11 protein-coding genes are annotated in these 12,976 nt (G+C 36.6%); 5 read left to right on the forward strand and 6 right to left on the reverse strand.

Annotation, left to right across the window (positions count from 1 at the left end):
- Positions 1-18: 18 nt before the first annotated feature.
- Positions 19-1,452, forward strand: a complete 1,434-nt coding sequence (locus fad_RS03965) for an APC family permease (protein ID WP_009887907.1) — start codon at positions 19-21, stop codon at positions 1,450-1,452.
- 13 nt (positions 1,453-1,465) lie between these two features.
- Here fad_RS03965 and fad_RS03970 read toward each other — a convergent pair whose 3' ends face one another.
- Positions 1,466-2,812 (reverse strand): hypothetical protein, encoded by a 1,347-nt coding sequence (locus tag fad_RS03970; RefSeq protein ID WP_009887909.1) that lies wholly within the window; start codon positions 2,810-2,812, stop codon positions 1,466-1,468.
- 351 nt (positions 2,813-3,163) lie between these two features.
- Between fad_RS03970 and fad_RS03975 the strand changes: the two genes are divergently transcribed.
- On the forward strand, positions 3,164-4,549 hold the full coding sequence (locus fad_RS03975) for an RNA-guided endonuclease InsQ/TnpB family protein (RefSeq protein WP_081141997.1): 1,386 nt from the start codon (positions 3,164-3,166) through the stop codon (positions 4,547-4,549).
- A gap of 205 nt (positions 4,550-4,754) precedes the next feature.
- Positions 4,755-5,333 (forward strand): MFS transporter, encoded by a 579-nt coding sequence (locus fad_RS03980; RefSeq protein ID WP_081141999.1) that lies wholly within the window; start codon positions 4,755-4,757, stop codon positions 5,331-5,333.
- 39 nt (positions 5,334-5,372) lie between these two features.
- Here fad_RS03980 and fad_RS03985 read toward each other — a convergent pair whose 3' ends face one another.
- A complete protein-coding gene (locus tag fad_RS03985; protein WP_081142001.1) occupies positions 5,373-5,858 on the reverse strand; it encodes a GNAT family N-acetyltransferase in 486 nt (161 codons plus the stop codon).
- A 190-nt stretch (positions 5,859-6,048) separates the two neighbouring features.
- Between fad_RS03985 and fad_RS03990 the strand changes: the two genes are divergently transcribed.
- Both fad_RS03990 and fad_RS03995 read left to right on the forward strand, forming a co-directional pair.
- Positions 6,049-7,518: an FGGY family carbohydrate kinase gene (locus fad_RS03990; RefSeq protein WP_081142002.1), complete on the forward strand. Its 1,470-nt coding sequence runs from the start codon at positions 6,049-6,051 to the stop codon at positions 7,516-7,518.
- 53 nt (positions 7,519-7,571) lie between these two features.
- Positions 7,572-9,527, forward strand: a complete 1,956-nt coding sequence (locus tag fad_RS03995; RefSeq protein ID WP_081142004.1) for a M13 family metallopeptidase — start codon at positions 7,572-7,574, stop codon at positions 9,525-9,527.
- Between the two features lie 146 nt (positions 9,528-9,673).
- Here the strand turns inward: fad_RS03995 and fad_RS04000 are convergent, their stop codons facing one another.
- The 4 genes from fad_RS04000 to fad_RS04015 form a co-directional block, all read right to left on the reverse strand.
- Positions 9,674-10,030 carry a nucleotidyltransferase domain-containing protein gene (locus tag fad_RS04000; protein WP_081142006.1) on the reverse strand — a complete coding sequence of 119 codons (357 nt, stop codon included), beginning with the start codon at positions 10,028-10,030 and terminating at the stop codon, positions 9,674-9,676.
- Entirely contained in the window at positions 10,006-10,413 is a 408-nt protein-coding gene (locus tag fad_RS04005; RefSeq protein ID WP_019841806.1) for a HEPN domain-containing protein, read from the reverse strand. The genes fad_RS04000 and fad_RS04005 overlap by 25 nt, the downstream gene beginning before the upstream one ends.
- 251 nt (positions 10,414-10,664) lie before the next feature.
- Entirely contained in the window at positions 10,665-11,288 is a 624-nt protein-coding gene (locus fad_RS04010; protein WP_081142008.1) for an HAD family hydrolase, read from the reverse strand.
- Between the two features lie 119 nt (positions 11,289-11,407).
- Complete coding sequence (locus fad_RS04015) at positions 11,408-12,880, reverse strand: MFS transporter (RefSeq protein WP_081142010.1); 1,473 nt, start codon at positions 12,878-12,880, stop codon at positions 11,408-11,410.
- Between the last annotated feature and the right edge of the window lie 96 nt (positions 12,881-12,976).

The raw sequence follows: 12,976 nt of genomic DNA on the forward strand, positions 1-12,976 counted from the left end.
TAATAAAATACGGGATTCATGGAAAGAATTTCTGAAGGCAGAACCCTGAAAAAGGGGGCGGCTGGATTTTACTCGTTGCTCGGGCAATCCATCGCTATGATTTCTCCGCTCGGTGCAGTGGCAGCCACAATGACAGGTGCAGCCGAATTCGCGAAGGGTTCATTGCCACTTGCTTATATAATTTCTATTTTTGGTGTTTTAATATGGATTAATACACCCTACCAGTTCTCAAAAAAGATAAACGGCGCAGGCGGGTTTTATACATTTAACTCCCAGGGTGCAAGCCCAACTTATGGTTTAATAATAGGTTATATGATGTGGTTCAGTTATTTTATGGTCATAACAAACGCCATACTATTTACATCCGGGGTGTTTATACCCGGAACCATATCCTACTTCCTGCATTTTAACATAGGGTCATATACCTGGATTCCAATTATGACAGCATTTATAGTAATATTGACTGTAATTGCCTATCTTGGAATAAAGCCATCACTGGCATATAGCTTTACAGCATCCGTTATAGAAATAGCCCTGCTTGTTATTACATCGGTGGTTATAATTGTAGCACTGGGTTCAAAAAACACATATGTACCATTTACCGCGGGGCCTGCAGATGGCTTTGCCGCAGTAGCAGTGGGAATGGTGCTTGCAATATTTTCCATGTCAGGCTCATCTGCAGTCGTAACACTGGGCGAAGAGGCACAGCAGCCAAGGAAAAATATCAAAAAGGCATTGCTGATCAGTTTCATTATTACCGGGGTTGTATTTGTTCTTACTTCATATGCGCTTACCGTTGGATGGGGTGTATCGAAGATGTCCACCTTCTTTACATCCAGCGTACCCGGGCTCATCGTGTCAGATAAATATCTGGGGCTGCCATTTACCATAGTGCTCTTCGTATTTATCATAAATAGTTTATTTGCCGGTTCCCTTGCACCATTAAACACAAGTTCAAGGATGATATTTTCCATGAGCCGGGACGGCCTTGGCCCTTCCATGTTTTCTAAAGTGCATCCTGTACACAAAACTCCATATATAGCAATAATAACAATGGCCGGGGTAGCCTATGTAGTGTCTCTGGCAGCGGGATTGCTTATTGGCCCGGAAGACGGTTTCCTTTATCTTGTTACCGCATCATCTGCAGCACTTTTCGTAGGCCATATACTGAGCAATTTCGGCCTTGGCGTGACCTATAAAAAATTAAAGGAATTTAAAATACTAACACATGCTGTGATTCCGGCTATTGCAACGGTAATACTTGCAATTGCAATGTTTTACAGCTTCGTGCCACCTGCATACCCTGTTGACTATTCCATAATAACTGCGGTGGTATTCATAATTATTTCAGCAATAGCCATAGTCATCTACGCAATTAAACATCCGGAAGCAATAAAGAGAGCAGGGTCTACAGATATGGAAGTACAGAATGATATATACAGGGAAAAATAAACTCATATAATATTTACTTTTTATTATTTAACTCACTGAACAGGTCCTTAGAAAATATTTTATCAGCAATACCGCCACCAACTGAATTCAAATCGGACATTATTGATTTTCCTATGCGGGGCAGGTACAGTTCACCCTTTACAAGATACATATTTATCGTGGACAGTTCGATCATAAGTGAATCCACCAGTTTGTGCCTCCCGGGATTTGGAATAATAGTATTCCTGTACAGTGACATATAGAATTTCATGGCAATAATGTTAAAAAGTACATATCCATCCAGTTCCATTTTACCTGATATCATCTTTCTGTCTGAATCCAGGCGGTATTTAGAACTTGATATGGATGAATACATGAATCTTTTAATATTAATTGCCTGGTACACCAATCCCTGGTCTATATCCATATTGGACAGTGCAACCATAATAGAGCTGTTGCCGGATACTTTGATGGACTCACTTTCCCCGTGATATGCATCATCCATGATAAAATAATGAAGGTTGCCCATGCTGATTCTGTAATAATAAATTGACCTGTTCAAAAGCGAATTAAAAGACCTTCTTAGCATTGTTTTCCCTGACGGGTCTACCTTATCCAGAAATTTTTTTGTTTCATCCGGCGAAAGTTCCACAATAAAAAATTTATTTTCCCGTATTAAAAGGTTAATGTCCTTTTTAGTAGAATGTAAGGAGTCCAGTATAAGAACCCCGTCATATTTTGCGGCTTCTTCAGTCCTTGAAATAAATCTGGAAAGCATATACTCGGACCCAGTAAAATATTCCACATTCAGTATCCGCATCTGGGCAGGCTCAAAAACTATGTCCAGTGTGATGTTATCACGTGCATATCTGCTTTTTCCATTAAATGCGTATACAGGTATTACTATTTCAACGTGCATTATTAATGAACTATCGTCATATTCCTCAAGATTCTCAAATGCAAGTTTGTTATATGCCAGATACCTTAGCATTGAGGTAATATTTTTTGGTTCAAGTTTCAATTTTGGCCAGTAATGGTAGAGTATGGTTTTTCTGTAGTATCCCTTTACATATTCAAGTGGAATGCGCCCTACTATTGTTATCAAGGCAGATGTAATAATTTCTTTCCAGTATTTATCGTAATTTTCCGATATTTTTTTAATTAAGTTATAGTTCATTGAAACCAGAAATGCCACATCACCGTACTGGTATGACCTGTCGGGGAGGTTCACCTTTCTTATGATCTCATTATTTCCATTTACTTTACCGATATACTTGCTTATTTTTATCTCTTTTTTATTTTCCCTGTCCCAGAGGTTAACTGTACTGTAAGCGTAATTCTGGCCCTTGATTTTTTTAATTTCCAGATGCTCTGTGGCCATAAACTAATATATAGAATACACTAATAAATATTATTGAAAAAAACAATAGAAATATTGCCGGGGAACATAGTTAACTAAGAGGAAATCAATTAGATAATGGTAAGTATAGCATTAAAAATGATACTGGTGGGAGTTCCGGAATAATTGCATAGAGCTAACAACATTTATGTGTTCTGTTTGACCGGTCAGGTAATAAATAATATGGGGGTTCTCAAAATCCTTTATTTTACAAATCATTCTACCAGAAAGAAAGCCACTGAGTTTAAGATGTGGATGGATTTCTGGAAATAAAGAAATAAATGGAAATAATTTATATATTAAATTGATATAATAAAATTAATAGAAGGAAGTATGATAGAAGAAAAGAGAAACAAAATTAAAAATTCATTAAGAATAACAAGAGAAAGAAGAAAAACACAGGATGTAATAATACTTAAACTAAAAATAGACAATGATAAATTAAATAATAATACTATAAAGGCATTAAACACAATCTTTTTAGAAGCTAAATGGCTATATAATTATGTTATAAACAAAGAATTCAACAATGATATTTTTAATATAGACCCTAAAATAAAGAATGTAAATGTATATGTAAAAGACCATTATGAAAAGAGAAAAATAAATTATTTATCATCACAGATGAAGGAGGAAATTATTAACAGGGCAATAGACAATATAAGAGGATTACATAAATTAAAAGAAAAGGGACTTAAGATAGGAAAATTGAAATTTAAATCATTTATAACATCAATACCATTGAATCAATATACTATAACATATAAAATAATAAATAATAATTATATTAAAATACAGAATATAAAGCAGTTGTTAAAAGTAAATGGCCTGGATAACTTAGAATGCTATTATGAACCGGCAAGTGCATTGCTAATCAATAAAAACAGTAATTACTATATTTACATAACAGCATACAGAAATAAATACATTTTAGAAAAACCTGTCAATAATCAAAAAATAATATCATTTGACTTAGGAATAAAGAACCAGTTGACATGCTCTAATGGATCAATATTAAACTATAATATACCAAAATCCAAAAAAGAAATAAGATTGCAGAGGTCATTATCAAGAAAAGCTAAATATGCAGAAGGTTCAAAGAATAAACTCAGTAAAAAACAATCTAAGAATTATTATAAAACTAAAAATAAATTAAACAGAGAACAGAATAAGACAACGAACAAAAGAAAAGACACTATTAACAAAATAACCCATTATTTAACATCCAATTATGATATAGTAATAACACAGAACGACAATATAAGAGGATGGAAGCATCACTATGGCAGGAAAATAGAATCTACAGGCATAGGTGGAATAATAGATGCACTTAAACATAAGGCATCAACACTTATATTACTGGATAAATTTATTCCTACCACAAAGGAATGTTCTAATTGCCATAATAAATATAATATAAAATTAGATGAAAGGATATATCAATGTACTAATTGTGGTTTTATTATAGATAGGGATTATAATTCTGCATTGAATATGATTTATTATGGAATAATAAAATTAAATGAATTATTAAAAATTAAAAATAAAAAATTAAATAATTATTTTAAGAAATATAATATAAATTTAAATGTACCTATGGAGTGTAGGGAACTAACGCCTGTGGAGATTATTGCCTCTGGCTTTGAAGGGCTTAATATAAGCCCCTATGTGAAGTTAAGCATGGTCAATGAAGCAGGAAGCCTATATGCTTTAGCATGAGGTAGCTCACAATGGGGCATTTGCTGCAGGCGGGGGTATTGAAATATTTGGATGGGCTATACTTGACCAGTACATAGGCTATAAAATTCCGTTCATAATAGCAGGGATAATAACACTGGCTACATTTATTCTGGTTGAAATTTCCTTCAGAGATGTAAGGAACATAAAGACAGATAGGGCAGCACTGAAAAATGGGTTGAAGCATGTGCTCACATCTAAAGTTATAATATTTATAGCATTAATCGGAATCGGTGCCAGAATATCAGAAACAATAATAGGGCAGTTTTTTGTATATTACCTTGAAACAATACGGTTCAGTCCATCATCAGCAGGCCTGGCGTCATCAATATATTTGCTCGTAGGGTTTTTAGGCGGCATACTTGGCGGATATCATTTTTCCAGGACACGATATAAAATAACAATGTTTGTCATAATTAATTTAATGCTGTCTTTTCTTCTTATATCACTGGGATTCGTCCACAATTACATAATTATTGTATTCTTCACTATTACCCTTGGAATGCTCACTATATATGGCTTTTCTGTAATGTATACTTTTATCAGGTATATTTCAAGGAGAGACCTGGTATCCTTATCTTTATCCTTTAACAACTCCATACAGCTGGCAATTGCTGCCATAGCTCCCATTATTTTCACGGGTATTGCATACAGCTATAGTTATCGTGCATCATGGATCGTTACAGGCATTATTCCCCTTGTTACCCTTCCATTGATTCTGTTTATCAAAAATGACCTTAAAAATGCAATACCGGAATTTAATTGACCAAACTATTGCCATAATTCTTTTTCAAAATTATATAAATCAAACACTTTTGCTCATATTTACAATTTCTTTCCACGAAGAATCGTAATAATTTTCCCCTGTTTCCTCATACCCCAGCGAATTGTAATAACTTTTAAGGCTTTTAACCGCTTCAATATCTATTCTTTTAATATGAAGAGCTCTGGCAACATTATTTTCGATGACTTTTAGCAAATCATATCCTGAACCAGAACTCCCGGCACTGGCAAAATTCCTTGCAAGCATTTCTACCACTATTCTCTTTGGATGATATATATTTGGCACCAGCCGGAACATAACAACTCCACTGAGTTTGCCATCGGGAGATTCATGGACGATGACAATGTTATTGTCTTCCCTGCTCCAGTCATAAAAATAAGATATTTTGTAATCACGCATTTTTCGATCTTCAGAGATAAATTCTTTCCCTGTATCGGATGCCTTTATTAATCTGAAACCATGTGGCAACTGCACAGTTATTGAATGGCCTATAACTACGTCTGGCATTGTTCCACCCTATAATAAAATATGAAATAGCTATTTATAAGCCTTTTGTATCAGTTATATTCAATTTGAATAGAAAGGAGATGACTTCAACTTAAAACAGTCATGTTTAAAAATTAAGAAAAGTTTGAAAATTTCGAATTATTCTATTTTTGTGTAAAAACTTATAATAAATGATTTGTATTGTAAAGGTATGGCAGGAGAATACATATTATCTATAGATGCAGGAACTACAAATTGCAAAGCCGTTATTTTTGATAGAAGTGGTGAAATAACTGGCAAATCATCCATACGCATGGTATCATATTATCCCAGGGAGGGCTGGGTAGAACAGAATCCCTATTTTATTATTTCTGCAGTGAAAAAAGTTATATCACAGGCAATAAAAATAGCTGGTATTGATCCGGGAGATATTGAATCGGCAGGAATTACAAACCAGAGAGAAACTACTGTTATCTGGAACAGGAAAACTGGTGTTCCGATTTACAATGCAATTGTATGGCAGGACAGGCGTACTGAAAATGTTATGAGAAAAATGGAAAATTATATAACAGTTATAGAGGAAAAAACCGGGCTCAGGCCAGACCCATATTTCAGTGCTGGAAAAATACAATGGATCCTGGATAATGTGGAAGGTGCGAGGGAAAAAGCATCGAAGGGAGAATTAGCATTCGGCACCGTAGATTCATGGCTCTTATTCAATATGGCTGGGTCAGGGCCTCACTCTACCGATTATACCAATGCATCAAGGACAATGCTATACAATATCCGTAAACTGGAGTGGGATAATGAAATGCTGGAACTATTTAATATTCCGGATTCCTTGCTCCCTGAAGTTGAGCCATCGCTCAATGATTTTGGATCAATTTCTATTTCTCCAGGAAAGGAAATACCTGTATACGCGATTATAGGAGACCAGCAGTCTGCCCTGTTTGGCCATGCTGCCATATCAAAAGGCATGGCAAAAAACACATACGGTACAGGTTCATTTATGCTGGCGAACACAGGAAATAACATCCCGGCAACCGGTTCCCTGATCGGGACTATAGCATACGGGTTAGAATATAAAAAAGTCAGTTACGCTGTTGAAGGAAGCATTTTCAGTGCGGGTTCTTCTATTGACTGGATGAAGAATATTCTTAATGTGAAATCTTACGATAAACTGGAAGAAATGGCATTGAAGGCGCACAGTTCCAATGCATACCTTGTCCCTGCCTTTACAGGGCTTGGCTCTCCATACTGGGATCCTACGGCCAGGGGAACTATTGTTGGATTGACCCATTCCACCGGCAGGAATGAGATGGCACGGATGGCATACGAATCAGTAGCTTACCAGACAGAGGACGTTTTGCAGGAAGTTAAAAAAGTAACACCGGTGAAGGAATTAAAGGTGGATGGGGGATTGACCCGCAGCCAATTTCTTATGCAACTCCAGTCAAATCTTTCCGGCTTAAATATTATAAAAACTAATACCACTGAAATTACAGCCACAGGTTCTGCATATATAGCAGGGCTTGCATCAGGTTTCTGGAAGCTGGACCAGCTGGGTGCCATGTCATCGACTGAAAGAAAGTTTTCTCCTGATAATAGTTCTGGAGGTGCACACTCAGGATATTTTGGCTGGAAACAGGCAGTAGCTATATCCTTTGGATGGGAAAACTAGCCTTATACCATACGGTTAACAAATATTTTTATAAAAGCCTGTTATAGGAAGGAATGGAAGAAGCTGAAAGTATTTTAAAAAGAGATATAGGTTTCTCGGTCAAATATATAGATAGGTCTAAAAATCCTGCAAAAGATTTTTATGGATATTGCAACGGGAAATGGCTTGAAGAGACAACTATACCCGAAGATAGATCAAGATATGGGGCTTTCGACATGCTTTACGAAAAAAATATGTACATACTGAGAAGCATACTTGAAGATCTTCAAAAGAATTCCCACAATAACATGGAAAAACAGCTTGGCGATTTTTACGCATCCGCTATGGATACAGAGAGGTTAGAAAAATTAAAATTCAGCCCGATAAAGGGCGAGATGGATAATATTAATAATGCTACAAAGGAAAAACTTCCCGAACTCTTCGCTGAATTAACCATGAAAAGCGTCCAGATTCCCTTCGATATAGGAAGTGCAGAGGATGCAAAAAATGCAGAAATATATTCACTATATATTGGCCAGGGCGGGCTATCTCTTCCCGATCGGGATTATTATTTAAACGAACAGATGAAACCAATCCTGGATGCATATAAAAAGCATATAGCCAGGATGTTTACCTTATATGGCTATACTCAGAATGATGCAGAAAATACGGCAGAGAGAGTTGTTTCACTGGAAACAGAACTGGCTAAGTTTAGCAGGAGCAAAACTGATTTAAGGGATGTAGAAAGGGCATACAACAAATATAGTATGGAGGAACTTTTCCAGAAATTCCCAGAACTAGGCTTTGACCGGTATTTTAAAATAATCGGTTCAGGCAATATGAATTATGCCATAATGGATGCACCGGAGTTCTTTGAACAAGCAGGTGCATTGTTGAAAAATACAGCAATTGAAAATATTGTTTCCTATCTAAAGTGGAAGGTATTAGCCGGCAGCGCAATGTTTCTGCATAAGGAAGCAGTTGATGAGAACTTCAACTTTTTCAAGAAAACACTGCTAGGGCAGGAAAAGATAGCTCCAAGGTGGAGAACGGTAGTCAATGTAGTAGATGCCTCTATTGGTGACTCTCTGGGGCAGGTTTATGTTGATAAGCATTTCGGAAAGGAAGCTGTTGAAAAAATAACCGTACTGGTCAATGATATAAAAGCCATTTTTAAAGAAAGGCTGGAAAACAATCCCTGGATGAGTAAGGAAACAAGGGAAAAAGCTTTGCTAAAATTCTCCAAATTCAATGCCAAAATAGGATATACTGAAAAATTCAAGGATTATTCTTCCATTGAAATTAATCCAGATGACTATATAGGCAATGTTGAACGTGCAGCATCATTCGAACTGAACAGGCAGCTCAAAAGAATTGGAACCAAGGTGGATAAAACAGAGTGGTACATGACCCCTCCCACGGTTAACGCATATTTCAATTCCATGGGCAATGAAATAGTATTCCCTGCAGGAATAATGCAGCCGCCATTTTTTGACCCTGAAATGGATGATGCGGTAAACTATGGTGGAATCGGTGGTGTAATATCACATGAAATAACACATGGATACGATGATCAGGGAAGCCATTTCGATGAAAATGGAAATATGGTGAACTGGTGGACAGACGAGGATAAGAAGCGTTTCGATGAGATGGCTGAAAAAGTAGTCAAACTTTATTCCTCCGTGGAAATCCTCCCGGGCCTGAACGTGAATGGGAAATTAACCCTGGGTGAAAACATTGCTGACCTTGGGGCCGTTTTGATAGCCTATGAGGCACTGCAGAAAAGGCTTAAGGCTGAACCGGCTAAGAACATAAAAATAGATGGTTTAACACCTGAGCAGAGATTTTTCATATCATGGGGGCAGGTCTGGAGGACTAAAATTAGGGATAACGAAGCAAGAAGGCTTGCGACCATAGACCCGCATTCACCAGGCTCTGTAAGGTCTGAACTTCCACCATGGAACCATCCGGATTTCTGCAAAACTTTCGGGTTGCCATCCTCTACAAAGGAAAAAATATTAATGTGGTGAATATATCATTATTTACCAGTTTACAATATATAAAGCTGGCGTTCTATAATTTTATCAGAATGAAATAAATTTTTATCATGTTACCATTGCAACACTTATTATCTAATGCAATTGTAATTTATAGCTATATAGTATATATAACAAATTTACCGTGAATTAATACTAATATTGGCAATTCCAAAATCATCCCTCAATACTATTCCCTGGCTAAATGCATCCTTTATAAATTTGTTATTCTTACCTGCCATTTTTTTTATTTCATCCGGAGTTAACAATACAGTTTCATAACCCGCAGGAAAATCAATATTTTTTAGTCTTTTTAAAGGATTAGCATCAAAATGCCCTATAATTAATATATCAATATCACTCCACAAATTGAAATCTCCGCGGGCGTAGGAGCCTATTAATATCACAGTACATTTAAAGTCAAGGGTTTTTGCATACTCGCCTGATTGATTTATTACACTATTCCTCTCCTTTATTCTTTTTTCAATGATTTCCATTTGCTTTCTACCTCCTCTATTATTATTCCTGCATTAGCTATGGCTTCATTTGCTTCATCGAGTGTATAATAATCTTCAGGCACACCTTCTGTCCAGGCATCTGTGTATCGGGTTGGTATATAATACTTATCTAGAACCTTGGCAATATTAACTAAATTCTTATCAAACCCTGCTTTATTTAATAATAAGGATACTGAATGTCCAAATGAATCGCTTCCCGTACCTCTTATGTACGCTTTAACTGCATATTCAGTAGCCTGCTGTGCTTTAAAACATGCCCAGTTATAAAATTCCGCTGACTTATCATTTTCTGCAGACTTCAAAGTATATTTTGCATTAGACATCCATCTCGCATATTCGTCTTCGTCTAGATAAGTGACCATCTCAATTAACTTAATATGATATTATTATTAATATTATCTCTATGTTCAGGCTTTTTACCTGTCTCATGGTTGTACAAAATATCAATAATTTGGGAACATAAAGGATTATTTTATTTCATATTTCTCCTGAAGGGGATACCAATATTGTTTTATGGTGTACAGAACTTATGGATTTGAAAAAATTATCAGAACTAATCTAGAAGGCCAAAACACTCACTGTAGCAGGAGGCCTGTGTTTAGTTGTAAGGGTTTCACCGCCATTTTAGCGTTTCAATTATTTTTATAATATCACCTATTTCGGATATTTCATAATCCTTGTGTTCTGCTCGTTTTTGAGTCCCATGTGAAACCAGAACCGCTACGCATCCCAGCAATTTAGCAGGGACAAGGTCATTGTCAATATCCCCCACAACTATTGTTCTTTCCGGTGTGCCATCCATAATTTTGATAGCCTTCTTATATGGCTCAGGGTCTGGTTTGCCTTTTTCCACATCATCCATGGTTACTATAGCTTCTGCATGGACATTGATTTTTTCAATCATATCCCTTCTGGATGAGGTAACTATTGCAATTTTAAATCCCATATTTCTAAGCTGTGAGAATGTACCTTCCACATCCGGATAAAATTTAACATCCGGCAGCATTTTTTCGAAATACATCTCTTCCCTTTTTTCTATTGCAGGGTCGCGTGCGTTCATTTTTTTAATCAGCATGGAGCCAGGATAGCCTATCATCAGGCGAATTACTTCAGGGTCCGTATCTATTCCGTAATCTTTAAACGCCAGCTGCCATGCCTTTATCCTGTATATTATTGAATTCCATATTGTACCATCGAGATCGAATATTATGGATTTATTAGCAGAAACTGTAGCCATAGATGTGTAATGTAAAAAGGTTAATTAAATTTACAGAAATATAAATTATGTGGCTATAACTCAATATAAAATTTAATAAAATAACTAAACTATTTTAGAAATTAAAAAAGTTAAAAAACTTACTCCTCAGAAGGAGTAACGGTGCTTTTTTTCACAACTTCCATCCTCCTTCCAAGAACCTCCTTTGACAGGAGTACTACAAATGCAGAAATCACGAATGTGAAGGCACCTATCATGAATGCATATTTGAATGCAGTCGCATCAGGGAAGGAAAATATCACATTTCCAGTAGCAGAATGTACAACGTCAACTGCAGTATACAGTGAAAGTACTGTTCCTGCTATGGGAGCCCCTATACTGCTTCCTATGTATCTGAATGTGCTGTTCATAGATGTGGCAAGCCCCATATCCCTTGCTTCTACCGATAATACAAGGAGGTTGATAATTGAAGCATTCATTATTGCCATTCCTGACCCTATTATGGCTTCATCGGCAAGTGTCATAACAAGCCCCGGGGATGCTGAGAGCATGAAAAATCCTATTGCTGAAACAATTGATCCTGCTATTGCCAGCGGTTTTATTCCAGTCCTGGAAATAAGTTTTCCGGTTACAATGGAAAATACTATCATTCCTGCAGCAAATGCCACCATTGAAATTCCTGTTTCCAGTATAGAAAAGCCAAATCCGTATGGTTCCGGTGTTTCAAAGCGGTATGACAATGCCTGCATTGACAGATACATTCCTATTCCTGATATCGTAAGTGAAATATTTGCAATAAGCACATTCCTCTTTGATAGTAATTTCATATCGAATATGGCTTCTCCACCATGGTGGTAATAATGCCTTTCGTATATAAACATAGGAATAAGCAGTACAATACCTGTTATGGCCATGCCCAGGAATAGTAATGAATGCCATCCCCATGATGAACCTTCTGACATTGCCAGGACTATTAATGCCAGTGGCACACCGAGTGCTATAGCTCCTACATAGTCTACCTTAACATCAGGCCTTCTGTATCTGGATTCCTTAACTTTCCACAGTGTGAGTATAGCCAGGGCTACTATAAATGGTATAGCAGTATGGTATGTCATTCTCCATCCATAATAATTGGATATGAATGACCCCAGTGGAAGGCTAACAGCAAATCCAACACCGAACATACCACTAATAAGGGCCTGAGCTCTTGGAACCATTTTTCTTGGAAACTCTTCCCTTACCATAGCCATTCCAAGTGGCATTATAGTAAGTCCTACGCCCTGGACTGCCCTGGATATCACCATAAATGTAAAATTGGGAGAAAATCCTGTTACGGATACAGCTCCGGCATAAATCAACATTACTATTGACATCATTTTCTTTTTCCCATAGAGATCTGCAAGTTTTCCAACGATAGGGCTTAGAGCCACACCGGTTAACAGATATGTGGAAAGTACCAGGCTCACCTGGTCAACTGTAATATGAAAACCCTCTGCTATGGATGGAAGTGATGGAGTCAACATTCCCTCAACATACATAACAGCAACGATTATCATAGCGAACAATGCCAGTACGAATCTGGCATATTTTTTATCATATGTTTGTTCTTCCATTTTATTACCCTTCAATACATTGTTCTATATCCCATTTAGTTGCTATAGGACAATACTTATAGTTAATGATAATAGAGTATTTAATAGTTACTAAAA

The sequence above is a fragment of the Ferroplasma acidiphilum genome, from assembly GCF_002078355.1.
In the GTDB taxonomy this organism is placed as follows: domain Archaea; phylum Thermoplasmatota; class Thermoplasmata; order Thermoplasmatales; family Thermoplasmataceae; genus Ferroplasma; species Ferroplasma acidiphilum.